This window comes from Agrococcus pavilionensis RW1, assembly GCF_000400485.1.
Lineage (GTDB): Bacteria > Actinomycetota > Actinomycetes > Actinomycetales > Microbacteriaceae > Agrococcus > Agrococcus pavilionensis.
Genome location: NZ_ASHR01000017.1, coordinates 74,084 through 101,034 on the forward strand (window position 1 = coordinate 74,084; position 26,951 = coordinate 101,034).

Sequence of the window (26,951 nt, forward strand, 5' to 3'; positions counted from 1 at the left end):
AGTCTAGGCTTGCGCCATGGCCGCCCCCTCCCTCGACCTGACCGCGACGAGCCTCGACCTCACGCGCGCGCTGTGCGACATCGACTCCGTCTCGGGCAACGAGACCCCGCTCGCCGACGCGATCGAGGCCGCCGTGCGCGCCCACCCGCACCTCGAGGTCACGCGGCTCGGCGACACGGTCGTCGCGCGCACCGACCTCGGGCGCGAGCGCCGCGTCGTGATGGCCGGCCACATCGACACCGTGCCGATCAACGACAACCTCCCGACGCGCGACGCGGTCGTCGACGGCGAGCCGCACCTGTGGGGCCGCGGCACGGTCGACATGAAGGCGGGCGTCGCGGTGCAGCTCAAGCTCGCCGCCGAGCTCTCCGACCCCGCCGTCGACCTCACCTGGATCTGGTACGACCACGAGGAGGTCAGCGCCGAGCTCAACGGCCTCCGGCTGCTCGCGGCCGCGCGGCCCGAGCTCATGCAGGGCGACTTCGCGATCCTCGGGGAGCCCTCGAACGGCACGATCGAGGGCGGCTGCAACGGCACGCTGCGCGTCGAGGTGCGCACGCGCGGCGTGCGCGCGCACTCGGCGCGCGCGTGGGCGGGCCACAACGCCATCCACGACGCGGCAGAGGTGCTGCAGCGGCTGCGCGACAACCAGCCCGGCGAGGTCGAGGTCGACGGGCTCGCCTACCGCGAGGGGCTCAACGCCGTCATGATCGCGGGCGGCGTCGCCGGCAACGTCATCCCCGACGAGTGCGTCGTGGCCGTGAACTACCGCTTCGCGCCCTCGCGCTCGCTCGAGGAGGCGACGGCGCGGATGACCGAGCTCTTCGCGGGCTTCGAGGTCGAGGTCGTCGACGCGGCCGCGGGCGCGCGGCCGGGCCTCGACGCGCCGCTCGCGCAGGAGTTCATCGCCGCCGTCGGCGTCGAGCCGACCCCGAAGTACGGCTGGACGGACGTCGCGCGCTTCTCGAGCCTCGGCATCCCCGCCGTCAACTTCGGTCCCGGCGACCCGACGAAGGCGCACGCCGACGACGAGTCGGTGCCGGTCGCGCAGATCGAGCACGTCGAGCAGAGCCTGCGGGCGTGGCTCTCGCGCCGCTGACCGATCGGGCGCGCGTCGCCGAGCGCTGGTGGCTGTGGCCGCTCGCGCTCTGGGCCGTGTCGCGGCTCGTGTCGACGGCGTTCCTCGGCGCCTTCGCCGGCGTCCAGGAGCGCAGCCACTGGACCCCGGCGCAGCCCGACCTGCTCGACTACTCGACGATGTGGGACGCCCACTGGTACTACATCGTCGCGGTCTCCGGCTACCCGGTCGAGCTCCCGCGGGGCGACGACGGCCACGTCGGCGAGAACGCGTGGGCCTTCATGCCCGTCTACCCCATGCTCGCCCGCCTGCTCATGCTCTCGGGGCTGCCGTGGGAGGGGGCCGCGGTGCTGCTCTCGGTCGGCGCATCCGCCGCCTTCTCCCTCGTCGCCTACCGCCTCTTCCAGGACCTCGCGCCGGGCCGGGAGCGGTTCGCGCTCGCGCTCGTGCTGCTCTCGCCCGTCGCGCCCGTGCTGCAGCTCGGCTACGCCGAGTCGCTCTTCCTGCTGCTGCTCGCGGGCACCCTGCTCGCGTGGCGGCGCCGCGCGTGGGAGTGGCTGTGGGTGCTCATCCCGATCATGTCGCTCACGCGCCCTGGCGGGCTCGCCCTCGCGCTCGCGCTCGGCCTGTGGTTCCTCGTGCGCTGGTGGCGGGAGCGCGACGGCTTCCCGGTCGGGGAGCGGTGGATGCTCGTGGGGCTCGGGGCGTGGAGCGCGCTGTGGGGCTTCGGCTGGCTCATCGCGTGCACGATCGTGACGGGGAGTCCGGGCTCCTACCTCGAGACCGAGCTCTCGTGGCGCTCCGCGTACATCGGCAGGCAGGAGCTCGTGCCGTTCACGCCGTGGCCCATCGGGCTCGAGTGGTGGTTCGGCGGGTGGTGGCCCGTGTGGCTCGTCGGCATCGTCGGCGCCGCGGTCGCGCTGCTCGCGGGGCCGTGGGCGAGGGGCGTGGCGCTCGAGGGGCGCCTCTGGACGATCGCGTACTTCGCCTACCTCGCGGCGGTCTGGTTCCCGCAGTCGTCGACGTGGCGGCTGCTCATGCCGGCGTTCCCGGCTGCGCTCATCCTCGCCGCCGTCCGGCCCGCGTGGGCGCGCGGCATCCTGCTCGCTGCCTCGATCGCGCTGCAGCCGGTGTGGATCTGGTTCTGCTGGCACCACAACGCACCCGACTGGACCGTGCCCTAGCACATCTCGCGAAGCGATGCTTGAGCGCGGCGAGAGTGAAACCTGTCACCTGGCCGTGAGAAGATGGGGGTACGAGAACCGAAGGGGGAGCCGTATGGCCGCCATGAAACCACGCACCGGAGATGGACCGCTCGAGGCCGTCAAGGAGGGCAGGCTCATCGTCGTCCGCGTGCCGCTCGAGGGCGGGGGGCGCCTCGTCGTGTCCGTGAACGACGAAGAGGCCGCCGCGCTGCACAAGGCGCTGGGCGAGGTCGTCGTCACGGCGTGACGGCTGCGCGCTGCTGAAAGCACTCAGCGAGAGGGTCGATCCATAGGCGGGTCGGCCCTCTTCGCATCTCCTCAGGCGGCGGCCGGCTCCGGCAGCCGCACGATCTGCAGCAGTCCGTCGCCCACGGGCGACACCGCGGCGCGCACCGCGTCGCTCGACGAGAGCGCCTTGAGCAGCGCGCGCAGGTCGGCGACCGCCTCGTCGCGCTGCGCGGGATCGGCGACCTTGCCGCCGAGGAGCGCGTGGGCGACGAGCACCGAGCCGCCGACGCGCACGAGCGAGAGCGCGTGCTCGACGTACTCCATGAGCCCCGCGGGGTCGGCGTCGATGAGCACGATGTCGTAGCTCGCCTCGTTCATGCGGGGGAGCACGTCGCGCGCGCGGCCGGTGATGAGGCGCGCGCGAGTGACGGGGATGCCGGCCTGCGTGAACGCCGAGCGCGCGTGCTGCTGGTGGTCGAGCTCGGTGTCGATCGAGGTGAGCGTCGCACCGGGTGCGCCGCGCAGCAGCCACAGGCCGCTCACGCCCGCGCCGGTGCCGACCTCGAGGATCGCGCTCGCCTGCGTCGACGCGGCGATCGCGGCGAGCTGCGCGCCGACGGCGGGCGCGATGGGCGCGACGCCGAGCTCGACCGAGGCGTCGCGCGCCGCGGTGAGCACCTCGTCCTCGCTCGCGAGGTCGTCGAGGTACTTGGCGATGAGCGATGAAGTCTGCACGGTTCCTCCGCCCGCGAGCCTACCGACCGGGACGCATCCGCCCGCCGCAGGCTCGCCGATGCGGCTCGACTACCCTGGAGAGGTGTCCCTCGCAGGCATCACGCTCGACAAGCTGGTGATCATCGCCCTGCTCGCGGCCTTCCTCATCGGCCCCGAGCGGCTGCCCGTGCTCGCCGAGAAGCTCGGCGCGCTCGTGCGGGGCCTGCGCGACCTCGCGGGCGGCGCGAAGGAGCGGATGCGCGAGGAGATCGGGCCCGAGTTCGACGAGGTCGACTGGCAGAAGCTCGACCCCCGGCAGTACGACCCGCGGCGCATCGTGATGGACGCGCTCAAGGAGCCGCCGGCGCCGCCGGAGGACTTCGCGAGCGCGGCGGCGAAGGCCTCGGTCGCGACCGTCTCGGGCCTCCCGCAGCGCCAGCGCGGCCCGATGCGCTTCGACGACGAGGCCACCTGACCCGAGCCGCCTGCTCGCAGCGTGCCGGCACTCTGCGATCCTCGCGCTCCTGGATCGCAGAGTGCCGGAACTCTGAGATCCTCGCGCTCCTGGATCGCAGAGTGCCGGAACTCTGCTGCTCCGTCGCCGCGGGATCGCCGCGTGGCGGAGCTCTGCGCGGTGCAGCGCAGGGCGGGGCAGGCGGATGCGTCAGGCGGGGGAGACGGGCAGGCCGCGGCCCGCGATCGAGCGCGTGCCGCGCAGCGCCTCCGCGAGCGCGATGATCGCGGCCGCCGCCGGGTCGGTCGGCTCCGCCGCGACGACGGGCGCGCCGGCGTCGCCGCCCTCGCGGAGCGCGACCGAGAGCGGCACGCGCGCGAGCACGGGCACGCCGAGCCGGCGCGCGGCCTCGTCGCCGCCCCCGGCGCCGAAGAGCTCGAGGATCGAGCCGTCGCGCTGCGCGAGCCCCGCCATGTTCTCGACCACGCCGAGCACGCGCTGCCCCGTCTGCCGCGCGACCTCGCCCGCGCGCTCGGCGACCTCCGCCGCCGCCCGCTGCGGCGTCGTCACGACGAGCACCTCCGCGTGCGGCAGCAGCTGCCCGAGCGAGATCGCGACGTCGCCCGTGCCGGGCGGCATGTCGATGAGCAGCACGTCGAGGTCGCCCCACCACACGTCGCTCAGGAACTGCGCGAGCGTGCGGTGCAGCATCGGCCCGCGCCACGAGACCGAGCGGTTGCCCTCCACGAACATGCCGATCGAGACGAGCCGCACGCCGTGCGCCTCCGGCGGCATCATCATGTCGCCCACGCGCGTCGGGCGATCCGCCGAGCCGAGCAGCGCCGGGATCGAGTAGCCGTGCACGTCGGCGTCGATGACACCGACCGCGAGCCCGCGAGCGGCGAGCGCGACCGCGAGGTTCGCGGTCACGGTCGACTTGCCGACCCCGCCCTTGCCGCTCGCGACCGCGACGATGCGCGTGAGCGTGTCGGGCCCGAACTGCTGCGGGCGCGATCCGCGCAGCCGCTCGACGAGGGCCTGCCGCGTCGCGGGCGCCATGACGCCGACCTCGATCTCCACGCGCTCGACGCCCGTGACCGAAACGGCCGCCTGGCGCACATCCGCCTGGATGCGGTCGGCGGCGGGGCACGCGGCCACCGTGAGCTCGAGGCGGATGCGCGCGGTGCCGTCGTCGAGGGACGCGGCGGTGATCATGTCGAGCTCGACGAGCGGTCGCCGGATCTCGGGATCGACGACCGTGCCGAGCGCGCGCTCGAGCCGGGGGTCGATCACTGCGCTCGGCGCTCGGCGCCGCCCTGGCGCTCGTCGAGCTCGTCGACGAACGACTTGAGCTCCGCGCGGATGAACTCGCGCGTGGCCATGTCGCGCATCGCCATGCGGAGCGCCACGACCTCGCGCGCGAGGTACTCGGTGTCGTTGAGGTTGCGCTCGGCGCGGATGCGGTCCTGCTCGATCTGCACGCGGTCGCGGTCGTCCTGCCGGTTCTGGGCGAGCAGCAGGAGGGGAGCTGCGTAGGAGGCCTGGAGGCTCAGCACGAGGGTCAGGAGCGGGAAGCCCTGATCCTGCGGGTCGAACTGCGCCTCGGGCGGCATGATCGAGTTGTAGCCGAGCCAGAACGTGACGAAGATCGTCATCCCGATGAGGAACGCGGGCGTGCCCATCGCGCGCGCGAACGACTCGGTGAAGCGGCCGAAGCGGTCCTTCGACTCCGGCATCCGCAGCCAGCGGCGGCGCGACTTCGGGCGCGCGAACTCGTCGTCCCGCTCAGCCACGCGACGCCTCCTCCTGCGCGCGCCAGTCCTCGGGCAGCAGGTGGTCGAGCACGTCGTCGATCGTGACGACGCCGACGAGTCGGCCCGCGGCGTCGACGACCGGCACGGAGACGAGGTTGTAGGCGGCGAGCTCGCGCGTCACCTCGGCGGCGGAGGCGGACGCGAGCACGGGCTCGATCTGGTCGTCGAGCAGCGTGCCGACGCGCTCGTTCGGCGGGTAGCGCAGCAGCCGCTGGAAGTGCACGATGCCGAGGAAGCGGCCGGTGGGGGCCTCGTACGGGGGGAGCGTGACGCAGATCGCGGCGGCGAGCGCGGGCGCGACCTCGTGGCGGCGGATGAGCGCGAGCGCTTCGGCGACCGTCGCGTCGCTCGCGACGATGATCGGCTCGGTCGTCATGAGGCCGCCGGCGGTGTCGGCGCCGAACGCGAGCAGCATGCGCACGTCGTCGGCCTCGTCGGGGTCCATGAGCTCGAGCAGCGTCTCGCCGCGCTCGGGGGTCATGTGCGCGATGAGGTCGGCGGCGTCGTCGGGCTCCATCTGGTCGAGCACGTCGGCGACGCGGTCGTCCTCGAGCGCGGCGAGGATCTCGACCTGCCGGTCCTCGTGCATCTCCTCGAGGATGTCGGCGAGCCGGTCGTCGGAGAGGTCCTCGGCGACCTCGATCATGCGCTGCTGCGGCAGGTCGAGCATCGCCGATGCGGCGTCGGCGGCGGGCAGGTCGTCGAGCGACGCGACGAGGTGCTCCGTGTCGTGCTCCGCGTCGACGGCGGCCTGCACGTCGCCCCAGCGGGCGAGCAGCGACGGGCCCTTGCCGAACGGCGAGGTCTTGGGCTTGCGGAGGAAGAGCTCGTCGACCTCCCACTCGCCGGGGCCGCGCTCCGAGATCGAGAGGTCCTCGAGCACCGCGGTCGTGCCGTCGCGGAGCGTCACCTGGCGGCCGAGCACGTCGGCGAGCAGCAGCCGCTCGCTGCCGCGCTGGCTGAAGCGGCGATCGCTGATCGCGCTCGCGATGAGCTGCCCGCCGCCGATCGAGAGCACGCGCCCGATCGAGAGGAACACGCGCTGCCGTCCGCGGTCCTCGACCACGAGCCCGACGACGCGCGGAGGCGCGTCCCGGCGCGGCACGGTGACGACGTCGCGCACCTTGCCCATGCGCTCGCCGGCAGCGTCGAACACGCCCGCGCCCGCGAGGCGGGCGACGAAGACGGTGGCTGCGCTCATGGCTCCCAACGTACCGCGCAGCCTCTCCGCGGCGGGTGTGCCGCCCTCAGCGAACCGACCCCGGCCGGCTCGGGCGCGCGTGGGAGACTGAGGTCATGAGCATGTTCCAGGGCGCGGCGCGCGGCGACCAGCACTTGCCTTCCGGCGTGGTGGTCGCCTCGTTCGAGACGTACGACCAGGCGCAGGCCGCGATCGCGAAGGTCTCGGGCGCGGAGGGCGAGCTCAAGGGGCTCGCGATCGTCGGCAACGACCTCAAGCTCGTCGAGCGCATCACCGGCAGGCTCACGTGGGGCAAGGTCGCGCTCGCGGGCGCGATGCGCGGTCTCGGCTTCGGCGCGTTCATCGGCCTCGTCTACATGCTGCTCGTGCCCGAGGCGATCGCCTCGGTGCTGCTGTTCCCGCTGCTCGGCCTCGCGTTCGGCATCCTGCTCGGCGTCGTCACGCACTCGATGACGCGGCGGAAGCGCGACTACGCGTCGGTGCAGCAGGTGCTCGCCGCGCGCTACGACGTCGTCGCGCCGCAGCAGTCGGCGGGCAGGGCGATGCACATCATCGGCCAGCGCGGCGGCGCGGCCGAGCCGGTCGCGGCCGAGCAGCCGCCAGTGCAGCAGCCGCCCTCGCCGCCGGTCGCGTAGTCACACGAGCGCGCGCGAGGAGCGCGCGGCCTCGGTCACCGCATCCGTCACCGTGTCGAGCAGCGCCGAGGCGAGGTTCCAGCGCTGCCACCACAGCGGCACCTCGATCGCGTCGGGCGCGAGCTGCACGAGCGAGCCGTCGGCCACGCCGTCCTCGAACTGGCCGGGCAGCAGCATGCCCCAGCCGAGGCCCATCCGCACCGCTTCGGCGTACTCGGCGGATGCGCTGATGACGTGCCGGGGAGCGCTCCGCTCGGCGCCGTGGCGCCGCGCGAACCGCGACTGGAGCGAGTCGTGCGGGTCGAAGTCGACGAGCGGCGCCCGCTCGAGCGCTCGCGGCCCGATGCCGCGCGGGAACCACCGCTCGGCGAAGCCGCGCTCGGCGATCGCGACGTAGCGCATGCGCCCGAGCGGGGAGGCGACGCAGCCCGGCACGGGCTCCCGCTGCGCCGTCACGGCGCCCATCACGGTGCCGTCGGCGAGCAGCTGCGCCGTGCGTTCCTGGTCCTCGCGGTGCAGCTCGAACGACACGGGGCGCTCGCGCGCGACCGCGAGCAGCACGGGCATGAACCACGTGATGAGCGAGTCGGCGTTGACGGCGAGCGGCACGCGCGGCGCGGGGGAGGCGTCGCCGAGCGCCTCGAGCGCGTCGCGCTCGAGCAGGTCGAGCTGGCGCGCGAGCCGCACGAGCGCCTCGCCCGCCTCGGTCGCGCGCGCGGGCTTCGTGCGCTGCAGCACGACGCGGCCGACGCGCTGCTCGATCGCGCGGATGCGCTGGCTCACGGCGCTCGGCGTGACCCCGAGCCGGGCGGCGGCCCGCTCGAGGGTGCCCGCGTCGACGACAGCGGCGAGGGTGCGCAGGCTCTCGAGGGGCAGCTCCATGGCGTCAGCCTAGGTGAAGCGCTGCTTCATGACCTGCAGGATCCTTCGCTGGACTGCATCTCGCGGCTGCCCGTAGCGTCGTCCTCATGAACCCCGAGCTCGTCGCGCTGCTCTCGGGCCTCGGCGTCTGCCTCGGCCTCATCATCTCGATCGGCGCCCAGAACGCGATCGTGCTGCGCCAGGGCCTCCGGCGCGAGCACGTCGGGCTCGTCGTCGCCGTGTGCATCGCGAGCGACGTCGTGCTGCAGACGATCGGCGTCGCCGGTGTCGCGACCGTCGTCGCCGCCCACCCGTGGCTCGAGACCGCGGGCCGCTGGGCCGGCGCGATCTTCCTCGTCGGCTTCGCCGCCGTGAGCGCCCGCCGCGCATGGCGGGGCGGCGGCTCGCTCGAGGCCGCGCCCGAGCGCGACGCGTCGGAGGCGACGGCCGGCGGCGCCGTCGCGACCCGCACGCGCTCGAGCCGGCTCTCGACCTTGGCGACCATCCTCGCGGTGACGTGGCTCAACCCCCAGGCGCTCGTCGAGACGACCGTCGTGCTCGGCTCGATCGCGGCGCCCTTCGGCGACGCGCGCTGGTGGTTCCTCGCGGGCGGCATCGCCGCGGCGAGCATCTGGTTCGTGGGCTTCGGCTACGGCGCCCGCTACCTCGCGCCGCTCATGCGCACCGAGCGCGCGTGGCGGATCCTCGACGGCGGCATCGCGATCGTCATGCTCGTGATCGCCGTGAGCCTCGTCGCCGGCTGACGCGCCTCAGCGCGAGCGGATCTCGCGCATCCACGCCTCGACCTCGTCGGCCGTGCGGGGGATCGCGCCCGAGAGGTTCACGGCGCCGTCGGCGGTCACGAGGATGTCGTCCTCGATGCGCACGCCGATGCCGCGCAGCTCCGCCGGCACCGTGAGGTCGTCGGCCTGGAAGTAGAGGCCGGGCTCGATCGTGAAGACCATCCCCTCGCGCACGATGCCGTCGTGGTAGAAGTCGCGGCGGGCCGCGGCGCAGTCGTGCACGTCGAGTCCTAGGTGGTGGCTCGTGCCGTGCACCATCCAGCGGCGGTGCAGCTGCTGGTCGGGCTCGAGCGACTGCTCGGCCGAGATCGGCAGCAGGCCCCACTCGGCGGTCTTCGCGGCGATGACCTCCATCGCGGCCGCGTGCACCTCCTTGAAGACGATGCCGGGCCGCACGATCGCGAAGGCCGCGTCGGCCGCTTCGCGCACCGCTTCGTAGACGCGCCGCTGCAGCTCGGTGAACTCGCCCGAGATCGGCAGCGTGCGGGTGATGTCGGCGGTGTAGAGGCTGTCGACCTCGACGCCCGCGTCGAGCAGGATGAGGTCGCCCTCGCGCACCTCGCCGTCGTTGCGGGTCCAGTGCAGGTAGCACGCGTGGTGGCCCGAGGCCGCGATCGTGTCGTAGCCGACCGTGTTGCCGTCGAGCCGCGCTCGGCGGTGGAAGGCGCCCTCGACGACGCGCTCGCCGCGCGCGTGCCGGGTCGCCTCGGCGAGGTCGGCGATGACGTCGTCGAAGCCGCGCGCGGTCGCGTCGACCGCGGCCTGCACCTCGGCGATCTCGAACGCGTCCTTCACGAGCCGCAGCTCCGAGAGGTCGCGCGCGAGCATGTCGCCGTCGGGGTTCGCGCCCGCGACCATCGCCTCGACCGCGGCGTCCGCGCCCGTGACGACCAGTGCATCCGCCTCGCTCGAGAGCGCCGCCTCGAGCTCGCCGAGGTCGGCAGTCGCGAGGCCGAGGTCGGCCGCGACGTGCGCGAGCGAGGGGCGCGGGCCCACCCAGAACTCGCCGATCGCCGGGTTGGCGTAGAACTCGGTCGTGCCGCGGCCCGCGGGGCCGCGGAAGTAGAGCGTCGCGCGGTGGCCGTCGCCCTCTCCCTCACGCTCCGGCTCGAGCACGAGCACCGAGTCGGGCTCGGCGTCGGAGCCCCAGCCCGTGAGGTAGGTGAAGTCGGGGTGCGGGCGGAACGGGTAGTCGGTGTCGTTCGAGCGCACCTTGAGCGAGCCGGCGGGCACGACGAGCCGGACGCCGGGGTGCATCGCCGAGATGCGTGCGCGCCGCTCGGCCGCGAACGCGGCGGCCTCGCGCGGCTCGGGCGGCGATTCCGGCCGCTCGGCCCAGCCCCGCTGGATCTGCTCGGTGAACGCCGATCCCGTCGGGGTCGTGGAGCGGTTGGTCGTGGCCTGCGTCGTCGACTCGGTCATGGCGACCATCATCCCACTCGCCGCGCGCTCCCGGGCACGCGTCGTGCCGGCGAGCGGATGCGTCAGCGCTCGCCCGCGGGCGGGTTGCGGTCGGGGTGCAGGGCCGTGAAGAGCGAGTAGGGCCGGCCGTCGGGATCCGGCTCGCGCTCCTTGAACTCGGTCACGAGCTCGAAGAGCCGGCGCTCGAGCTCCTCCTTGCGCTCGTCGCTCAGCTTGAGGCCGAGCCAGGTCGTCTGGAGCTCGTCGGGGTCGAGCCCGTCGATCTGCTCGAGGAAGACGTCGACGAGCACGCGAGAGCCGCCGGGGAACTCCGTGCGCCACGAGAGGCCCGTCGCGCGGTAGGGGATCTCCCGCGCCCCCGTCGCGCCCGCGCGCTCGGGCTCGGCCGCGAGGAAGCCCGTCTGCACGAGCGTGCGCACGTGGTGGAGCATCGTGCCGGGGTTGACCTCGAGCAGCTCCGCGAGCTCCTTGTTCGTGCGCGCCTCGAACGCGCACAGCCGCAGCACGCGCAGCCGCAGCGGAGAGCTCAGCGCCCGGCCGCGCGCGAGCAGCTCGGCGTCGGCGTCGGTCGCGTCCATGCGTCGAACCTACCTGATTGACAGACCTCAATCGATGGCGGACACTGATCGACATGTCTCGATCAGAAGGCGGCGACGCCGCCCCGGGCGTCGTCGACGGCACGGGCTCCGACGGCGCGCAGCGCGACGGCGCGAGCCGCTCGCTGTGGCGCGACGGCAACTTCCTCACGATGTGGAGCGGGCAGGCGCTCGCGCAGCTCGGCTCGCAGGTGACGGAGCTCGCGATCCCGGTGCTCGCGGTGCTGCTGCTGCAGGCGAGCGAGCTCGAGCTCGGCTTCCTGAACGCCGCGGGCGTCGCGGCGTTCCTCGTCGTCGGCCTCCCGGCCGGCGCGTGGATCGATCGCATGCGCAAGCGCCACGTGATGATCTGGGCGGATGCCGTGCGCGCGCTCGCGCTCGCGGCGCTGCCGCTGCTGTGGTGGCTCGGCGCGCTCGAGATGTGGCACCTCTACGCCGTCGCGCTCGTCGTCGGGGTCGCGACCGTCTTCTTCGACGTCTCGTACCAGAGCATCATCCCCTCGCTCGTGCGGTCCGAGCAGATCGCCGAGGCGAACGGCAAGCTCGAGGCGACGCGCGAGCTCGCGAACATCGCGGGCCCCGCCGCGGGCGGCTGGCTCGTCGCGGCGCTCAGCGCGCCGTTCGCGATCCTCGCGACGGTCGGCACCTACGTCGCCTCGTTCGTCGCGCTGCTGCTGACGCGCGATGACGAGGAGCCGCGCACGGCCGACGACCGCGGGCCGATCCTGCGCGAGATCGGCGAGGGGCTGCGGTGGGTGTTCGGCAACCCGCTGCTGCTGCGCATCGTCGGCACGACCGCCTCGTCCAACCTCTTCGCCACCGTCTCCTTCACGCTCCTCCCGCTGTTCCTCCTGCGCGAGCTGGGCCTGAGTCCCGAGGCGATGGGCATCATCTTCTCCCTCGGCGCGATCGGCGGGCTCGCGGGCGCGATCGCGACGCCGCACGTCGTGCGCCGCATCGGCGAGGCGCGCGCGATCCCGGCGAGCGCGATCGCGTTCAGCGCCATCGCGTGCCTGCTGCCGCTCGCCGCGACCGTGCCGCCGATCGCGTTCGGGCTGCTCGTCGTGCAGGGCTTCGTCTCGAGCTTCACCGTGCTCGTCTACAACATCACGCAGGTCACGTTCCGCCAGCGCATCACGCCCCGCCGCCTGCTCGGCCGCATGAACGCATCCGTGCGCTTCTGCGTCTGGGGCGTCATGCCGATCGGTGCGCTGCTCGCCGGCGCGCTCGGCACGTGGCTCGGCGTCGTGCCGACGATGTGGATCGGCGCCGCCGGGCAGCTGCTCGCGGCCGCCTTCGTCGTGATCGGCCCCTTCTGGCGCATGCGGCAGCTGCCCGACGCCGAGCCCGCGAGCGGCGCCGGCTCGTAGGATCGGGGCGTGCGCGAGCCCCTCTCCGAGCGCGTCTACCGCCGCGCCGTGCGGCGCGACGAGGCCGCCGAGCGAGCGCTCCCGGCGGCGGTGCGCGAGCGCGTGCCCGCGAACGGCGTGCGGCAGGTCGCCGCGCAAGCGCTCCAGAGCGCGGGCGACCACTCGGTGCACGCCTCGACCGTGCTGCCGTGGCTGCTGCACGCGCTCGGCGCGCCCGGAGCGCTCGTCGGGCTGCTCGTGCCGGTGCGCGAGTCGCTCTCGATGCTGCCGCAGGCGATGCTCACGCCGCTCGTGCTGCGCGTGCGGCACCGGAAGGCGATCTTCGTCGCGGGCGCCCTCGTGCAAGCGGGGGCGGCGGGGGCGATCGCGCTCGTCGCCGCGCTCGGCGCGGGGGTCGCGGCGGGCGTCCTCATCGTGGCGGCGCTCGCGGTCTTCGCGCTCGGCCGCTGCCTGTGCTCGATCGCGTCGAAGGACGTCCAGGGCCGCACGATCCCGAAGGGCGAGCGCGGCCAGATCACGGGCCTCGCGACCACGGCGGGAGGGCTCGCCGCGATCACGCTCGGCGTCGCGATCCGGGTGGTCGGCGGCGAGGACGCCTCCGCGGGCCTCCTCGCGTGGGTCATCGCGGGCGGGGCGGCGCTCTGGGTGCTCGCGGCGCTGCTGTACTCGGGCATCCGGGAGCCCGACGGCGACCCGTGGGAGGACGACGCGGATGCGTCGGCCGGTGCCGCGGAGCGTCCCGGCTGGGCGCGCGACGCGTGGGCGCTGCTGCGCGAGGACGCGCAGCTGCGGCGCTTCGTCGGCGTGCGGAGCCTCCTGCTCGTCTCGGCGCTCAGCCCGCCCTTCCTCGTCTCGCTCGCCGCCGCGACCGGCTCCGGCTCGCTCGTCGGGCTCGGCGGCTTCGTGCTCTCGGCGGGCCTCGCGGCGCTGCTCGGCGGTCGCGTCGCCGGGCGGCTCGCCGACCGCTCGAGCCGCACGCTCATGTCGGTCGGCGCGGCGCTGGCCTCGGCGATCGTGCTCGCGGTCGTCGCGATCGCGGCGCTGCCCGGCTTCGACGGCGGCAGCCTCTGGGGGAGCGCCGTGCTCGTCGCCGCCTACTTCCTGCTCGCCCTCACCCACACGGCAGTGCGCGTCGCGCGGAAGACCTACGTCGTCGACATGGCCGACGGCGACCGGCGCACGCGCGCGGTCGCGGTGGCGAACTCGGCGATGGGCGTCGTGCTGCTCGTCGTGGGCGCGGCGAGCGCGGCGCTCGCGACGCTCGGGCCGACGTGGGCGCTGCTCCTCCTCGCCGCGTTGGGCGCGATCGGCGTCGTCGCCACGCGCAGGCTCCCCGAAGCCGGCCGCGACTAGCCTGTGGCGATGCGCATCCCGCTGCGTTCGCTCATCCCGCCCCGCTTCCGCGACGTCGACCCGATCGACCCCGCGGAGGTGGCGGTGTGGGCTCGCGACTACGCCTTCGCGGCGCGCATGCACCTGCGCTCGACGCTCGACCCGACGGCGCCGAAGGCGCTCGGCATCCCCGGCTCGCGCGTGCACGTCGTCTGCATCCCGGGCGTCATCGAGGGCTGGCACTTCATGGAGCCGCTCGCGAAGCGGCTCGTGCGGGCCGGCTTCGCCGTGCACTTCGTGCCGGAGCTCGGTCGCAACGTCGCGCCCGTGCTCGAGTCGGCCCCGATCGTCGGCGCCGTCGTCGACCGGGTCGCCGCAGCGCATCCGCACGCGAGCATCGTGCTCGTCGGCCACTCGAAGGGCGGGCTCATCGGCAAGCGGCTGCTCGTCGACCGCGCGCTCGAGCCGTCGAGGCCGCAGCCCGCGGGACTCGTGACGCTCGCGACGCCGTTCGCGGGATCGAGCCGCGCGGCGCTGCTGCCGGGGGAGTACATCCGCGAGTTCGACCCCTCGAACGCGATGCTCACCGCGCTCGCGGCGGAGCGGTCGGCGGATGCGCGCATCCGCGTCGTGCTGCCGCAGATCGACCCGCACGTGCCGAAGAACCGCGTGCCCGAGGGGATGCGCGGCGTGCGGCTGCGCGAGAGCGGGCACTTCCGGCCGCTCGCGACCGCGGAGGCGGCGCGCGCGATCGTCGCGGCGATCGACGAGCTCGCGGGGGCGCCCGCGTCGCGCGCCGAGCCGCCGGCCTGACCGCGCCCCCGGCTCGGCCGCGCGGGCCTCAGCCCGTCTGGCGCAGCTGCACGACGACCGGCCGGTGATCGGTGCCGGCGTCGTCGAGGCCCGTGAGCACGCGCGCGGCGACCGGCTCCCAATCGGGAGTCGCGACGACGTGGTCGATCTGCGCCCCGAGCCACGGGGGCGCCCACGTCGGCCAGCTGCCGACCGCGCCCGCGCCGACGGCGCTCGCCGCGTCGCGGCAGGTGCCGAGGTCGCCGCCCTCGGCGCGCAGCCCCCACCAGTGGTCGAGCGTCGAGTTGAAGTCGCCGCCCATGACGACCGACTCGGAGCCGTCGCACAGCGACGCGACGAACTCGAGGTCGGCGCGCCAGTTGCGCATCTGCTGCGGCACCGGCGCGACCGGGTGGGTCGCGACGAACACCGGGCCGTCGCCGTCGTCCGGCCGGGCGACGACCGTCGGCAGCGTGCGGGTGTCGCCGACCGAGCGATCGGTCGTGTACTCACCGAGCGCGGCGGAGATGAGCAGCGTCGTGTTGAGCGCGCCGTACGCGGGATCGACCCAGCTCGTGTGCACCCAGAACGGGTTGTCGCGCTCGCGCAGCAGCTCGGCCACCCCGACGCCGAGCTGGAGCGTCGTCTCGGGCAGCATCACGGCATCCGCCCCCGTCTCGTCGATCACGCGCGCGATCTCCTCGACGCCGGGCTCGTCGCCGAGGGTGTTCCAGGTGAGCACGACGAGGTCGCCCGAGTCGCGGTCGATCGACTGGCCGTCGTCGAGTCCGCGCGAGGCGTGGATGCCGCCAGAGACGAGCGAGAAGACGACGAGCAGCGAGACGATGCTGAGCACGAACGGCCGCACGCGGCGCCAGCCGACGAAGCACAGCGCGAGGAGCGCGAGCACGAGTGCGATGCCGATGACGCCCACCCGCATCGAGACGACCTGCGCGACGATCGGCGCCTGCTCGAGCGCGAGCGCTTGCGGCCACGCGGCGACCGCGAGGCACACCGCGACGACGAGGGCGGCGAGAACGCCGAGGATCGCGAGCATCGGGGCCCAGCGTAGTCTGGCGAGGTGACCACGGACTGGGCCGCGCTGGGGCCGATCGACCTCCACGCGCACTCCCGCGAGTCGGACGGGACGGATGCACCGGGCGACGTCGTGCGCGCCGCCGCGGCCGCGGGGCTCGGCGCGGTCGCGCTCACCGACCACGACACCGTGAGCGGCTGGGCGGAGGCGAGCGAGGCCGCGCGCGAGGCGGGCGTCGCGCTCATCCCCGGCGTCGAGTTCTCGGCGCAGCTGGGGCCCGCGAGCGTGCACGTGCTCGGCTACCTGCTCGATCCGGAGTCGGCGGCGTTCGTGGGGGAGCGGGAGCGGATCCGGCTCGAGCGGCTCGAGCGCGCCGAGCGCATGGTGCACGCGATCGGCCGCGACTACCCGCTCACGTGGGAGCATGTCGAGGAGCACTCCGCGCCCGGTGCGACGATCGGCCGCCCGCACATCGCCGACGCGCTCGTCACGCTCGGGATCGTGCCCGACCGCTCGGCGGCGTTCGAGGGCATCCTGCACTGGCAGGGCGGCTACTACCAGCCGCACCACGCGCCCGACCCCGTCGACGCGATCGGCATCATCAAGCAGGCCGGCGGCGTCGCGGTGCTCGCGCACCCGGCCGCGCGGGGCCGACCGGTGATGCGGATGCGCGCCCTCGGCCAGCTCGTCGATGCCGGCCTCGACGGCGTCGAGGTGTGGCACCGCGACAACGACGAGGCGTCGCGCCGCGTGCTGCTCGCCGACGCGGAGCGGTACGGGCTGCTCGTGACCGGCTCGAGCGACTACCACGGCTTCGGGAAGCCGAACCGGCTCGGCGAGCACACGACCGAGCCCGAGGTGCTCGCCGAGATCGTGCGCCGCGCGACCGGCTGGGCCCCTGTCCTCCCCGCCTGACCCGCCCCTCCCTCGCCCCACTCGACCGCCGAGTGTCGGCACTCTGCGATTCCCGGGGCCGCTGGGCGCAGAGTGCCGGCACTCTGCGATTCCCGCGGCCGCTGGGCGCAGAATGTCGGAACTCTGCCGCCGCAGCACGCGAACGGCCGCCCCGCGCGGTGCGGGGCGGCCGTTCGATCAGGAGGGCGTCAGGCCTGCGGGGCCTGCGGTGCGCCCGCGCCGCCGCCCGTGCGGCGACGACGGCGCCGGCGTTGCGTCGGCGCGGCGTTGCCGTCGCGGTGCTCGGTGCCGCCGCCGTCGTGCGTGCCGCGTCCCTCGGGCGTGCCCGACGCATCCGCCTGCTGTCCCTCGCCGCCGGAGCGTCCGCTGCCGCCGCGTCGACGGCGCTGCCCGCCGCCCTGCTCGCCGCGACCCCGATCGCCGCCGCGGCCGCGATCGCCGCCGCGCCCGCGGCCGCCCGCAGCCGAGCCGTCGCCCGCCGCGTACTCGGCGATGTGCTCGCGCTTCGCGTCCTTGTTGGGCGGCGTCGTCGTCAGCCGGCCCTTCGAGCCGACCGGGATGCCCAGGTCGCTGTAGAGGTGCGGGCTCGACGAGTAGGTCTCGAGCGGCTCGGGGCGGCCGAACTCGAGCGCGCGGTCGATGAGCGACCACTTGTGCAGGTCCTCCCAGTCGACGAACGTGACCGCGATGCCGGTGCGGCCGGCGCGGCCCGTGCGGCCCACGCGGTGCAGGTAGGCCTTCTCGTCCTCGGGGATCGTGTGGTTGATGACGTGCGTGACGTCGTCGACGTCGATGCCGCGCGCGGCGACATCGGTCGCGATGAGCACGTCCTTCTTGCCGGCCTTGAACTGCGCCATCGCGCGCTCGCGCGCCTCCTGGCTCATGTCGCCGTGCACCGCCGCGGCCGCGAAGCCGCGGTCGATGAGCTCCTCGGTGAGCCGCGAGGCGGCGCGCTTCGTGCGCGTGAAGATGACGGTCTTGCCGCGGCCCTCGGCCTGCAGGATGCGCGAGACGACCTCGTCCTTGTCGAGCGCGTGCGCGCGGTAGACGACGTGCTCGATGTTGGCCTGCGCGACGGTCTCGTCGACGCCCGCGGCGCGGATGTGCAGCGGCCGCGACATGAAGCGGCGCGCGAGCGCGACGACCGCGCCGGGCATGGTCGCCGAGAAGAGCATCGTGTGCCGCACCGCGGGCACCTTCGAGAAGATCTTCTCGACGTCGGGCAGGAAGCCGAGGTCGAGCATCTTGTCGGCCTCGTCGAGCACGATCTCCTTCACGTTGGAGAGGTCGAGGATGCGCTGCTGCGAGAGGTCGAGGAGGCGCCCGGGGGTGCCCACCACGATCTGCGCGCCGGCCTTGAGCTGCTCGACCTGGCCCTCGTAGGCCTTGCCGCCGTAGATGGAGACGATCGTCGTCGGCCGGTTGGAGGTGATGAGCTCCATGTCCTCGGTCACCTGCACGGCGAGCTCGCGCGTGGGCACGACGATGAGCGCCTGCACGCCGCTCTCGGGCTCGGGGCCGAGGCGCTGCGCGAGCGGCAGGCCGAACGCGAAGGTCTTGCCGGTGCCGGTCTTCGCCTGGCCGATGATGTCCTGTCCGGAGAGCGCGAGCGGGATCGTCTGCGCCTGGATGGGGAAGGGCTCGAGGATGCCGCGGTCGGCGAGCGCCTGGACCATGTCGGCATCGATGTTGAGGTCTTGGAAGGTCAAGAGGGGGTTCCGCCTGTTCGTTATCTGCCTCCAGCGTACAAGGGGCATGCGAGGCAGGCTCCCTGCACGCCCATAGACTGCACGACTGTGGTGAAGTGGTTCGACCGGACGCCGCGCGACGTCACGCGCCAGCTCCTCAGGCACCATCGGGTGCCGGTCGTCGGCGACCGCGTGCTGCTGCAGGACGTGCGGCCCGCGCTCGTGCCCTTCGTGGGCCAGGCGCTCGGCCTCGAGCTCGACCTCGTCGCGAAGGCCGGCCGCGTGCTGCAGGCGGCGCCCTCGGCCGAGGCGCAGGTCGCGCTCTCGGAGGTCGTCCGCATCCTCGCCACGCGCGCGACCGCGTTCGCGCGCATCCTCGAGGGGGAGGGCGTCGAGGCGCAGGACGCCATGCGCCCGTTCGCCGACTCGACGCGCGAGTTCTCGAAGCTCATCGCCGGCTCCGACTGGTACGAGGAGCTGCTCGCCGTGCACGTCGTGAGCGGGCTGCTCGAGGACTTCTTCGTCGCGGTCGTGCCGGGCCTGCCCGAGGACGATCAGGACGCGATGCTGCGCGCCCTGCGCGGCGAGAGCGCCCACCCGCAGCTCGTGAAGCTGCTGCTCGCGGCGATCGAGCAGACGCCGCGCCTCTCGGACCGGCTCGCGGTGTGGGGCCGGCGGCTCGTCGGCGACGCGCTGCTGCAGATGTACCTCGCGGTCAACGGCCCCGACGACGCGGGCCGCGCGGTGCCGAGCCAGCAGCGGCTCGAGCCGGCGTTCAACGACATCGTCGCCTCGCACACGCGCCGCATGGACGAGCTCGGCCTCACGGCCTGAGCACCCTGCGATCCCCGGTTGTCGAGCAGGCCCGCAGGGCCGCGTCGAGACCTACGCCCGCTTCGCGGCCGTGAGCGCCGCGAGGTACTCCCGGTCGGCCTGCTCGCGCCGCCTCGGCAGCAGCCGCGGCAGCACGAGGGCGACCGCGGTCGCGGCCGCGAGGCACACGAGCCACAGCCACAGGGCATCCGCCCCGACGCCCGCGAGCATGCCGATGATCCAGACGATGCCCGCGGCGGCGGCAGACGCGCCCGGGCTCAGGAAGAGCCCCATCCACTCGCGACCCGGCAGCGCGTAGCGCGCGAAGAGGCCGATCGCCGCGCCGAGCACCATCGGCACCAGGATGAGGATGGGCATCAGGCCACGAAGCCGATCTTGCGCGCCGTCTCGCTGCCGATCTCGACGTAGGCGATGTTCGCGCTCGGGACGATGTAGCGGTGGCCCTTCGCGTCGTCGATCGCCAGGTGGCCCGCGTCGAGCGCGTCGAGCACGAGCGCCTGCACCTCCTCGGCCGTCTGCGACGAGTCGAACGAGATCTCGCGGGGCGAGTCCTTGATGCCGATGCGGATGTCCATGCCTTGAGGATAGGCGATGGGATGCGGGCGCCCGCGCCGTTCCGCCGTGGGCGATCAGCGGGGCGAGCGGCGGTGTCGGCGGCCGTCGATACCGTGGGCGCGTGCCAGAGCGAAGCCTCACCCTCGACGCCCCCGAGCGGGCGCTCGCCGCGCAGCTCGACGCGTCGCAGCGCGCCGTGCTCGAGCGGCCCGACGACGCATCCGCGATCGTGCTCGGCGTCGCCGGCTCCGGCAAGACGACGACGCTCGTCGAGCTCGCGGCCGACCGCCTCGCGCGCGGCCTCGACCCCGCGCGGCTGCTCGTCATCGCCGGCTCGCGGCAAGCCGCGACGGCGCTCCGCGACCGGCTCGCGCACCGCACCGCGATCGTCACCCCGGGCCCGCTCGCGCGCTCGATGCCGTCGTTCGCGCACGCGCTCCTCACGGCCGCGGCGCTCGCCGACGAGCGGCCCGTGCCGCAGCTGCTCTCGGGTGCCGAGCAGGACCGCATCATCGCCGCGATGCTCGCCGGCCACGTCGACGACGCGGCGGCGGGCGCGCCGAGCGGCCCCGAGTGGCCCGAGCACCTGCACGCCGAGGTGCGCGAGCAGGCGGGGTTCCGGGCCGAGCTGCGCGAGCTGCTCGCCGCGGTGCAGGAGCGGGGGTGGGATGCGTCGACGCTCTCCGCGCTCGCGGCCGAGCGCGCGGTGCCCGAGTGGGCCGCCGCTGCGCAGTTCCTCGACGAGTTCGAGCGGCTCCAGCGGCTCGAGCGGCGCGGCGCCGAGGCGATGACGGCCGCGTCGCTCCTGCGGCGCGCGGCGAGCGCGATCGCCGAGACCGAGGTGCCGCTGCCGAGCCTCGTGCTCGTCGACGACGCGCAGGAGCTCACCGAGGGCGCGGTCGTCGTGCTCGAGGCGCTCCGCGCGCGCGGCGCGACGGTCGTGGCGTTCGGCGACCCCGACACGACGACGGGCGGCTTCCGCGGCGCCGACCCCGCGCTGCTCGCGGCGCTGCCGACGAGGCTCCGCTTCGCGAGCGAGCCCGGCCACCGGCTCGAGCTCGCGGTCGACCACCGCCACGGCGCGCGCGTGCGCGCGTTCCTCGCGAAGGCCGCCGAGGGCATCGGCACGGCGGGCGCGGGCGCGCACCGGCGCGCGGCCGCGGGCGGATCGAGCGCGGAGGACGTGCTCGAGCTGCACCTCGCGCAATCGCTCGACGAGCAGGCCCGTCGGATCGCGCGGCTCATCCACGAGCGCCGCGCCCGCGGCGTCGCGTTCGACGACATCGCCATCATCGCCCGCACCGGGCGCTCGGCCGCCGAGCTCGGCTCGCTGCTCTCGGCGCTCGAGGTGCCGGTCGCCTCGGGTGGGCCGACGCGGCTGCGCGAGACCGAGGTCGTCGACGCGCTCGTGAGCGTGCTCGCGGTCGCGACCGGGCGCCGCGAGCTCGACGCCCAGCTCGCCGAGGATCTGCTGCGCAGCGACCTGCTCGGCCTCGACGCGCTCGCGGTGCGGCGGCTCAAGCGCGCGCTCCGGCACCGCATCGTCGCCGAGGGCGGCTCCGTGCACGTCGCGGGCGCCGAGCTCGTGCGCGCCGCGATCGCCGATCCCGAGCAGCTCGAGGGCCTCGCGGGCGCGCGGCAGGGCGCCGCCGCCGCGCGCCGCCTCGTGCGCATGCTCGCCGACGCTCGCGCGCTCCTGACCGCCGACGACCCGGCCGGCGCCGACCGGGTGCTGTGGGCCGTCTGGAGCGCCGCGGGCGTCGCCGAGGGCTGGCGGCGCACGGCGCTCGGCGGCGCGGGCGTCGAGCGCGCGCTCGCCAACCGGCGGCTCGACGCGGTCGTCGCGCTCTTCGACCAGGTCGCGCGACTCATCGAGCGCCGGCCCGACGCCGACACCGGCGCGTTCGTCGACGCGTGGCTCGCCTCGAGCGTCGACGACGACTCGCTCGCCGCGCGCGCCGAGGGCGCCCGCGTCGCGATCGGCACGCCGGGCCAGTTCGTCGGGCGCGAGCTCGACACCGTCATCGTCGCGGGCCTGCAGGACGGCGTGTGGCCGAACCTGCGGCCGCGCGGATCGCTGCTCGGCGCGAACCGGCTCGACGGGGAGCCGACGGAGGACGCGCGCGCCGGCGTGCTGCACGACGAGCTGCGCACCTTCGTCAAGACCGTCTCGACCGCGCGCTCGGCCGTGCTCCTCACCGCGGTCGCGAGCGACGACGAGCAGCCCTCGCCCTTCGTGCTGACGGTCGACCCGGAGCCGACGCCCGGCGCCGACGACAGCTGGCACTCGCTGCGCTCGCTCGTCGCGAGCCTCCGCCGGCGGGTCGTCGACCAGCGGCACGATGCCGATGCGGCCGCGAGCGCGCTGCGCCGGCTCGCCGATGCGGGCGTGCCGGGCGCCGACCCGCGCGAGTGGGCGGGGCTCGCGCCCGTCACGACGACCGAGCGGCTCGACGCGAGCGAGCAGGTGCGCGTGAGCCCCTCGGCGCTCCAAGGGCTCGTCGAGTGCGAGCTCTCGTGGGTCATCGGCCGGCTCGCCGGCGGCACGTCGAACCGCGCCGCCGCGCTCGGCACGATCGTGCACGACGCGGTCGAGCACGTCGACGCGACCGACGCCGCGGCGATCGAGGCGGCCGTCGACGCGCGCTTCGCCGAGCTCGACCACCCCTCCGCGTGGGAGGCCGCGCAGCAGCGCGCCGAGGTCGTGCCGATGGCTTCGGCCCTCGCGGGCTACTTCCAGGTGCTGCGCGGCTCGGGCTGGCGGATCGAGCGCGACGAGCGCGAGGCGCGCTTCGAGGTCGAGGTCGGCGGCGCCGTGCTCTCGGGCGCGATCGACTGGCTCGAGCACGGGCCGAGCGGCGAGGTGCGCATCGTCGACCTCAAGACCGGCAAGCGCGTGCCGAAGGCTGTCGAGGGCCTCGGCAACCTGCAGCTGCGCGCCTACCAGCTCGCGGTCGCGCTCGGCGGCGTCGAGGGCATCGAGGCGGGCGCGCAGACCTCTGCGCGGCTCGTGATGCCCAAGCTCGCCCGCAAGGACAAGACGATCGACTCCGAGCCCTTCGACGAGGTGGCGGATGCGTTCCACGAGCACTTGCGGACAGCGATCGAGACCATGGGCGGCGCGGTCTTCACCGCCCGGCCCGAGCTGCACTGCAACGACGACTACAGCTTCGGCCAGTGCGCCATCCACGTCATCCCGGAGGTGACCGAGTGACCCGCGAGATCACCCCAGAGGAGCTCTCCGACGCGCTCGCCGCGGCGAGCGGGAAGCCCGGGCAGCGACCGACGCCCGAGCAGTCGGCCGTCATCGCTGCGCCCGAAGCGCCGACGCTCGTCGTCGCGGGCGCGGGCAGCGGCAAGACGCACACGATGGCGCAGCGCGTGCTGTGGCTCGTCGCGAACGGCCGCGTCGCGCCCGACGAGGTGCTCGGCCTCACGTTCACGCGGAAGGCGGCGCGCGAGCTCGCCGAGCGGCTGACGAAGGAGCTCGCGCTGCTCGCCAGGGCGGGCCTCGTCGACCCCGAGGTCGCCGCGACCCGCCGCCCCGTGGTGCAGACCTACAACTCGTTCGCGAGCTCGCTCTTCCGCGAGTGGGCGCTGCTCATCGGCCGCGACCCCGAGTCGGAGGTGCTCACCGACCCGGCCGCGTTCCTGCTCGCGCTCCGCGTCGCGCGCGCCTCCGACGACCTGCGGCTCGCCTCGCTCGGCCGCGCCGAGACCGTCGCCGAGCGCGTCGTGCAGCTCGCGGGCACGCTCGGCGACCACCGCGTCTCGACCGAGCGGCTGCGCCGCGGCCGCTACCCCGAGCGGTTCCGCGCCCTGCAGGCGCTCCCGACCGCCGACGAGCCGAAGCTGTTCAAGGCGGCGCACGCGAAGGCGATCGCGCAGGACGTCGAGCGCGTCGGAAGCCTCGACCCGCTCGCCGACCTCGTCGACGCGTTCGACGAGGCGAAGCGCCGGCGCAGCGCCGTGCAGTTCAGCGACCAGGTGCGGCTCGCGATCGACGCGATCGACGCGCACGAGGGCGCGGTGACCGAGCTGCGCGCCCGGCACCGCGCGGTGCTGCTCGACGAGTTCCAGGACACCTCGGTGCTGCAGCTCCAGCTCATCCACGCGCTCTTCGACGGCTCGCCCGTCATGGCCGTCGGCGACCCGAACCAGGCCATCTACGGCTTCCGCGGCGCGAGCGCCGGCACGCTCGCGCTCTTCGCGCAGCGCTTCCGGGTCGAGCGCACGCTCACGCTCTCGACGAGCTGGCGCAACGACGCCGAGGTGCTCTCGCTCGCGCACGCCGTCGCGAGCCGGCTGCCCGAGCAGCCCGGCGTGCCCGTCAAGCGGCTCGAGCCGCGGGAGGGCGCGGGCCCGGGCGACGTCGCGGTGCGGCACCTGCCGACGATCGAGGACGAGTCGCGCGAGCTCGCCGCGTGGCTGCGCTCGCACGGTGCGGGCGTCGCGGGCTCCGAGACGACCGCCGCCGTGCTCGTGCGCTCGCACTCGCAAGGCGTCGAGCTCACGCGCGCCCTGCGGGCGGAGGGCATCCGCGTCTTCCGCTCCGGCGGCGGCGGACTGCTCGACGAGCCCGAGGTCGTCGACCTCGTCGCGGCGCTGCGCGTGCTCGGCCGGCCCGAGGAGGGCTCGAGCCTCGTGCGGCTGCTCGCCGGCAGCCGCTGGCGCATCGGCGTCGCCGACCTCGCCGCGCTCCAGCGGCACGCGTCGATGCTCGCGAAGGCGGGGCTGAGTCCCGAGCAGCGCAGCGCCGACCGCGGCGCGATCGCGGTCGAGGCGAGCGTCTCGATCGTCGACGCGCTCGACGCGCTCGTCGACTCGCCGCGGCTCGAGGGCGCGACGGCGGAGGGGCTCGCGCGCATGCGCGACGCCGGCGCGCTGCTGCGCGAGCTGCGCCGCCGCGCCGGCATGCCGCTGCCCGAGCTCGTGCGCAGCGTCGAGCACGCCCTCCGGCTCGACATCGAGGTCGCCGCGAAGCGCCACCACGCGCACGGCGCGCTCGACGCCTTCGCGCGCGAGGTGCAGGCGTTCGCCGCGGCCGACGAGCGCGGCTCGCTCGAGGCCTTCCTCGCGTACCTCGACGTGCTCGAGGCGGGCCGCGGCCCCGACGTGCCCGAGCCCGAGGCCGAGCCCGGCTGGGTGCAGGTGCTCACGATGCACGCGTCGAAGGGCCTCGAGTGGGACGTCGTCGCGCTCCCGCGGCTCGCGGCCGCGAAGGGCGACGACCGGCCGCTCGGCTGGCTCACGCACGCGACGCTGCCCTACCCGCTGCGCGGCGACGCGTCGCTGCTGCCGCGGCTCGAGTGGGAGGGGCACGCGACGCAGCACGAGTACGCGCTCGCGCGCGAGCGCTTCCTCGAGGAGCTGTGGGACCACTACCAGTCGGAGGAGGACCGCCTCGCCTACGTCGGCGTCACGCGCGCGCGGCGCGCGCTGTGGCTCTCGGGCGCGCAGTGGTACGGCATGGCGAAGACGCCCGCGGCGCCCAAGCGGCTGCTCGAGATCGCCGCGGGCGCGATGGGCGCCGAGCTGCTCGAGGCGCCGGAGCGCGGTGCCGAGAACCCGCTCGGCGACCGCAGCCCCTCGCTCGCGTGGCCCGTCGACCCGCTCGGTCGCCGTCGCGAGGCGGTCGAGGCGGCCGCGGCGCGCGTCGAGGCGGCGGATGCGTCGGCCGAGACCCCCTGGGACGACGCGATCGAGCTCCTGCTCGCCGACCGCGGCCAGGCCGGGCTCTCGCTCCCGAGCCGCATCGCCGCATCCGGGTTCAAGGACTGGGCGGCCGACCCGGTCGCCGTCGCGCGGGCGATCGCGCGGCCCATGCCGCAGGAGCCGTTCGCGGCGACGCGGCTCGGCACGCTCTTCCACGGCTGGGTCGAGCGCCGCGGCAGCGCCGTGAGCCTCGGCGACGCGGTCGACGACGCGCCGCTCGACGACGAGCTCGTCGGCATCGACGCCGAGCGGCTCGAGCGGCTCAAGCAGACGTTCCTCCGCTCGCCCTACGGCGACCGCGGCCCCGCCGAGACCGAGCTCGAGATCCACTTGCCGCTCGCGGGCACGACCGTCGTCTGCAAGATCGACGCCGTCTACCGCGACGGCGAGCGCGCGACGGTCGTCGACTGGAAGACCGGCCGCCTGCCGTCGGGCGAGGCCGACCTCGAGGCCCGGCAGCTGCAGCTCGCGCTCTACCGCGCCGCGTACGCGGCGCACGCGGGGCTCGATCCTGACCTCGTGGATGCGGAGCTGTACTTCGTCGAGCACGACCGGATCGTGCGCCCCGAGCGCATCGAGTCGCTCGCCGAGCTCGAGGCGCGCTGGCTGCGGGCGCAGCAGGCGGTCGCCGAGGCGTCAGCGCTCGGCTGAACCGCCGGGCTCGGTCGCCTCGGGCTGGGCCTGCTCGCCGAGGTACTCCTGCACGCCCGTGAGGTCCATCGTCTCGAGCCGCTCGGGCGCGATCGCCGCGGTGGGATCGCGGTCGACGCGCGCGAGCAGCCCGGCGAGCATGCGCTTCGCGTCGTCGACGATCGACTGATCGCCGCGCTCGACGCCGTGCAGCAGCCAGCGGGCGATGTCGAGCTCCGCGTGCAGCATCGCGCGCTGCCGCACGTGCCGGTCGCCGGCGCCGCGCGCGGCGGCGTGCGCCTCGAAGGCGTCGTCGACGCTGCCGAACTCGCTCGAGCCCAGCAGGAAGGCGAGGTCGCGCGCCGGGTCGCCGACCGAGAGCGCGTGCCAGCCGTCGATGCCGACGACCCGCGCGCCCTCGATGCGGAACGCGGGCGCCTGCAGGTCGCCGTGCACGAGCGTGGGCTTGAACTGCCACAGCCGGTCGTCGCCGAGCGCGCCCTCCCAGCGCTCGAGCAGCGGCGCCGGCACCGATCCCGTCGCGGCCGCGCGGTCGAAGGTCGCGAGCAGGTGCTGGCGGAGCGTCATCGCGCTCTCGTGCGGGAGCCCCGCGTCGGCGGCGACCGAGGTGGGCAGCTCGTGGATCGCGGCGATCGCCTCGCCGACGCTCGTCGACAGCCCCGGCCGCGCGGGGGAGACGTCGGCGAGCCGCATGGGCTCGCCCCCGAGGCGAGAGAGCACGAAGAGGGTCGACTTGCCCGCGGCCGTCGTGCCGAGCACCGTCGGCACGACGAACGGCAGCCGCGAGCGCGTCGCGAGCGTGAGCGCGGCGAGCCCGGCGGCGTGCGCCTCCGCCGCCGTCAGCGCCGCGACGGATCGGGGCAGCACGACCTGCACCGTCTCGCCGTCGGCGAGGCGGGCGGCGACCACCGAGCGGTGCTCGTCGGAGCCGTCCTCCGTCGCCCCCACGATGTCGAGCCCGGGCACGGCCGTCGTGGCGAGCGCGGATAGGGTGAAGGGGTTCGTGCTCATGGATGCCAGGCTAGGCCGACCTCGACCGGGGGAGACCGCGC

General features: G+C 74.8%; 25 protein-coding genes. 13 read left to right on the top strand and 12 right to left on the bottom strand.

The window, feature by feature from the left end:
- Positions 1-16: 16 nt before the first annotated feature.
- From dapE to L332_RS29780, 3 genes are all read left to right on the top strand, one after another.
- Positions 17-1,099 (top strand): succinyl-diaminopimelate desuccinylase, encoded by a 1,083-nt coding sequence (gene dapE / locus L332_RS20585; protein WP_021010155.1) that lies wholly within the window; start codon positions 17-19, stop codon positions 1,097-1,099.
- The gene (locus L332_RS20590) at positions 1,081-2,262 is read left to right on the top strand and encodes a hypothetical protein (protein WP_021010156.1); all 1,182 of its coding nucleotides are present in this window, start codon (positions 1,081-1,083) and stop codon (positions 2,260-2,262) included. Before dapE ends, L332_RS20590 begins: the two co-directional genes overlap by 19 nt.
- Before the next feature lie 94 nt (positions 2,263-2,356).
- Entirely contained in the window at positions 2,357-2,530 is a 174-nt protein-coding gene (locus L332_RS29780) for a DUF3117 domain-containing protein (RefSeq protein ID WP_021010157.1), read from the top strand.
- 71 nt (positions 2,531-2,601) lie between these two features.
- Here L332_RS29780 and L332_RS20595 read toward each other — a convergent pair whose 3' ends face one another.
- Entirely contained in the window at positions 2,602-3,246 is a 645-nt protein-coding gene (locus L332_RS20595) for an O-methyltransferase (RefSeq protein WP_021010158.1), read from the bottom strand.
- Between the two features lie 82 nt (positions 3,247-3,328).
- Here L332_RS20595 and L332_RS20600 point away from each other — a divergent pair, with 82 nt between their 5' ends.
- The gene (locus tag L332_RS20600) at positions 3,329-3,700 is read left to right on the top strand and encodes a Sec-independent protein translocase family protein (protein WP_200860957.1); all 372 of its coding nucleotides are present in this window, start codon (positions 3,329-3,331) and stop codon (positions 3,698-3,700) included.
- Between the two features lie 189 nt (positions 3,701-3,889).
- Here L332_RS20600 and L332_RS20605 read toward each other — a convergent pair whose 3' ends face one another.
- From L332_RS20605 to L332_RS20615, 3 genes are read right to left on the bottom strand one after another with little or no spacing between them, the layout of a single operon-like run.
- Positions 3,890-4,972: an Mrp/NBP35 family ATP-binding protein gene (locus L332_RS20605; protein WP_021010160.1), complete on the bottom strand. Its 1,083-nt coding sequence runs from the start codon at positions 4,970-4,972 to the stop codon at positions 3,890-3,892.
- Positions 4,969-5,415, bottom strand: coding sequence for a DUF1003 domain-containing protein (locus L332_RS20610; protein ID WP_081646068.1), 447 nt, complete (start codon positions 5,413-5,415; stop codon positions 4,969-4,971). Before L332_RS20610 ends, L332_RS20605 begins: the two co-directional genes overlap by 4 nt.
- 49 nt (positions 5,416-5,464) lie before the next feature.
- On the bottom strand, positions 5,465-6,694 hold the full coding sequence (locus tag L332_RS20615; protein ID WP_021010162.1) for a magnesium transporter MgtE N-terminal domain-containing protein: 1,230 nt from the start codon (positions 6,692-6,694) through the stop codon (positions 5,465-5,467).
- Between the two features lie 95 nt (positions 6,695-6,789).
- Between L332_RS20615 and L332_RS20620 the strand changes: the two genes are divergently transcribed.
- Positions 6,790-7,329: a general stress protein gene (locus L332_RS20620; protein WP_021010163.1), complete on the top strand. Its 540-nt coding sequence runs from the start codon at positions 6,790-6,792 to the stop codon at positions 7,327-7,329.
- Here the strand turns inward: L332_RS20620 and L332_RS20625 are convergent, their stop codons facing one another.
- On the bottom strand, positions 7,330-8,211 hold the full coding sequence (locus L332_RS20625; protein ID WP_021010164.1) for a LysR family transcriptional regulator ArgP: 882 nt from the start codon (positions 8,209-8,211) through the stop codon (positions 7,330-7,332).
- 86 nt (positions 8,212-8,297) lie between these two features.
- Between L332_RS20625 and L332_RS20630 the strand changes: the two genes are divergently transcribed.
- Positions 8,298-8,954 carry a LysE/ArgO family amino acid transporter gene (locus L332_RS20630; RefSeq protein ID WP_021010165.1) on the top strand — a complete coding sequence of 219 codons (657 nt, stop codon included), beginning with the start codon at positions 8,298-8,300 and terminating at the stop codon, positions 8,952-8,954.
- A 6-nt stretch (positions 8,955-8,960) separates the two neighbouring features.
- Here the strand turns inward: L332_RS20630 and L332_RS20635 are convergent, their stop codons facing one another.
- Both L332_RS20635 and L332_RS20640 read right to left on the bottom strand, forming a co-directional pair.
- The gene (locus tag L332_RS20635) at positions 8,961-10,424 is read right to left on the bottom strand and encodes an aminopeptidase P family protein (RefSeq protein WP_021010166.1); all 1,464 of its coding nucleotides are present in this window, start codon (positions 10,422-10,424) and stop codon (positions 8,961-8,963) included.
- 53 nt (positions 10,425-10,477) lie between these two features.
- Positions 10,478-10,993 (bottom strand): ArsR/SmtB family transcription factor, encoded by a 516-nt coding sequence (locus L332_RS20640; RefSeq protein ID WP_021010167.1) that lies wholly within the window; start codon positions 10,991-10,993, stop codon positions 10,478-10,480.
- 53 nt (positions 10,994-11,046) lie between these two features.
- Between L332_RS20640 and L332_RS20645 the strand changes: the two genes are divergently transcribed.
- From L332_RS20645 to L332_RS0115000, 3 genes are read left to right on the top strand one after another with little or no spacing between them, the layout of a single operon-like run.
- Positions 11,047-12,381 carry an MFS transporter gene (locus tag L332_RS20645; protein ID WP_021010168.1) on the top strand — a complete coding sequence of 445 codons (1,335 nt, stop codon included), beginning with the start codon at positions 11,047-11,049 and terminating at the stop codon, positions 12,379-12,381.
- Between the two features lie 9 nt (positions 12,382-12,390).
- A complete protein-coding gene (locus L332_RS20650; RefSeq protein WP_021010169.1) occupies positions 12,391-13,734 on the top strand; it encodes an MFS transporter in 1,344 nt (447 codons plus the stop codon).
- Between the two features lie 9 nt (positions 13,735-13,743).
- Positions 13,744-14,526 carry an esterase/lipase family protein gene (locus tag L332_RS0115000; protein WP_021064956.1) on the top strand — a complete coding sequence of 261 codons (783 nt, stop codon included), beginning with the start codon at positions 13,744-13,746 and terminating at the stop codon, positions 14,524-14,526.
- A 28-nt stretch (positions 14,527-14,554) separates the two neighbouring features.
- On the opposite strand, the gene L332_RS20655 is transcribed toward L332_RS0115000, so the two are convergent.
- Complete coding sequence (locus L332_RS20655) at positions 14,555-15,562, bottom strand: endonuclease/exonuclease/phosphatase family protein (protein WP_021010171.1); 1,008 nt, start codon at positions 15,560-15,562, stop codon at positions 14,555-14,557.
- Positions 15,563-15,586: 24 nt separating this feature from the next.
- Here L332_RS20655 and L332_RS20660 point away from each other — a divergent pair, with 24 nt between their 5' ends.
- Entirely contained in the window at positions 15,587-16,456 is an 870-nt protein-coding gene (locus tag L332_RS20660) for a PHP domain-containing protein (protein ID WP_021010172.1), read from the top strand.
- Between the two features lie 188 nt (positions 16,457-16,644).
- Here the strand turns inward: L332_RS20660 and L332_RS20665 are convergent, their stop codons facing one another.
- Positions 16,645-18,213, bottom strand: coding sequence for a DEAD/DEAH box helicase (locus tag L332_RS20665; protein WP_021010173.1), 1,569 nt, complete (start codon positions 18,211-18,213; stop codon positions 16,645-16,647).
- Between the two features lie 39 nt (positions 18,214-18,252).
- Between L332_RS20665 and L332_RS29350 the strand changes: the two genes are divergently transcribed.
- The gene (locus tag L332_RS29350) at positions 18,253-18,978 is read left to right on the top strand and encodes a ferritin-like fold-containing protein (RefSeq protein WP_021064958.1); all 726 of its coding nucleotides are present in this window, start codon (positions 18,253-18,255) and stop codon (positions 18,976-18,978) included.
- Positions 18,979-19,029: 51 nt separating this feature from the next.
- On the opposite strand, the gene L332_RS20670 is transcribed toward L332_RS29350, so the two are convergent.
- On the bottom strand, positions 19,030-19,335 hold the full coding sequence (locus L332_RS20670; protein WP_021010175.1) for a hypothetical protein: 306 nt from the start codon (positions 19,333-19,335) through the stop codon (positions 19,030-19,032).
- Positions 19,335-19,553, bottom strand: a complete 219-nt coding sequence (locus L332_RS20675; RefSeq protein WP_021010176.1) for a DUF3107 domain-containing protein — start codon at positions 19,551-19,553, stop codon at positions 19,335-19,337. The genes L332_RS20670 and L332_RS20675 overlap by 1 nt, the downstream gene beginning before the upstream one ends.
- Before the next feature lie 101 nt (positions 19,554-19,654).
- Here L332_RS20675 and L332_RS20680 point away from each other — a divergent pair, with 101 nt between their 5' ends.
- Positions 19,655-22,747, top strand: a complete 3,093-nt coding sequence (locus L332_RS20680) for a UrvD/REP family ATP-dependent DNA helicase (RefSeq protein WP_021010177.1) — start codon at positions 19,655-19,657, stop codon at positions 22,745-22,747.
- Positions 22,744-25,899 (top strand): ATP-dependent DNA helicase, encoded by a 3,156-nt coding sequence (locus L332_RS20685; RefSeq protein WP_021010178.1) that lies wholly within the window; start codon positions 22,744-22,746, stop codon positions 25,897-25,899. Before L332_RS20680 ends, L332_RS20685 begins: the two co-directional genes overlap by 4 nt.
- Here the strand turns inward: L332_RS20685 and L332_RS20690 are convergent.
- Positions 25,885-26,910: a phosphotransferase gene (locus L332_RS20690; RefSeq protein ID WP_021010179.1), complete on the bottom strand. Its 1,026-nt coding sequence runs from the start codon at positions 26,908-26,910 to the stop codon at positions 25,885-25,887. The two genes, L332_RS20685 and L332_RS20690, sit on opposite strands and share 15 nt — an antisense overlap.
- Positions 26,911-26,951 lie beyond the last annotated feature (41 nt).

Bases quoted from the DNA above. Each gene is read 5' to 3' on its own strand.
- L332_RS20675 (WP_021010176.1), bottom strand. From the start codon at position 19,553: ATGGACATCCGCATCGGCATCAAGGACTCGCCCCGCGAGATCTCGTTC.
- L332_RS20690 (WP_021010179.1), bottom strand. From the start codon at position 26,910: ATGAGCACGAACCCCTTCACCCTATCCGCGCTCGCCACGACGGCCGTG.
- L332_RS20630 (WP_021010165.1), top strand. From the start codon at position 8,298: ATGAACCCCGAGCTCGTCGCGCTGCTCTCGGGCCTCGGCGTCTGCCTC.
- L332_RS20670 (WP_021010175.1), bottom strand. From the start codon at position 19,335: ATGCCCATCCTCATCCTGGTGCCGATGGTGCTCGGCGCGGCGATCGGC.
- L332_RS0115000 (WP_021064956.1), top strand. From the start codon at position 13,744: ATGCGCATCCCGCTGCGTTCGCTCATCCCGCCCCGCTTCCGCGACGTC.
- L332_RS20620 (WP_021010163.1), top strand. From the start codon at position 6,790: ATGAGCATGTTCCAGGGCGCGGCGCGCGGCGACCAGCACTTGCCTTCC.
- L332_RS29780 (WP_021010157.1), top strand. From the start codon at position 2,357: ATGGCCGCCATGAAACCACGCACCGGAGATGGACCGCTCGAGGCCGTC.
- L332_RS20635 (WP_021010166.1), bottom strand. From the start codon at position 10,424: ATGGTCGCCATGACCGAGTCGACGACGCAGGCCACGACCAACCGCTCC.
- L332_RS20665 (WP_021010173.1), bottom strand. From the start codon at position 18,213: ATGCCCCTTGTACGCTGGAGGCAGATAACGAACAGGCGGAACCCCCTC.
- L332_RS20640 (WP_021010167.1), bottom strand. From the start codon at position 10,993: ATGGACGCGACCGACGCCGACGCCGAGCTGCTCGCGCGCGGCCGGGCG.
- L332_RS20625 (WP_021010164.1), bottom strand. From the start codon at position 8,211: ATGGAGCTGCCCCTCGAGAGCCTGCGCACCCTCGCCGCTGTCGTCGAC.
- L332_RS20645 (WP_021010168.1), top strand. From the start codon at position 11,047: ATGTCTCGATCAGAAGGCGGCGACGCCGCCCCGGGCGTCGTCGACGGC.
- L332_RS20610 (WP_081646068.1), bottom strand. From the start codon at position 5,415: ATGCCGGAGTCGAAGGACCGCTTCGGCCGCTTCACCGAGTCGTTCGCG.
- L332_RS20655 (WP_021010171.1), bottom strand. From the start codon at position 15,562: ATGCTCGCGATCCTCGGCGTTCTCGCCGCCCTCGTCGTCGCGGTGTGC.
- dapE (WP_021010155.1), top strand. From the start codon at position 17: ATGGCCGCCCCCTCCCTCGACCTGACCGCGACGAGCCTCGACCTCACG.
- L332_RS20615 (WP_021010162.1), bottom strand. From the start codon at position 6,694: ATGAGCGCAGCCACCGTCTTCGTCGCCCGCCTCGCGGGCGCGGGCGTG.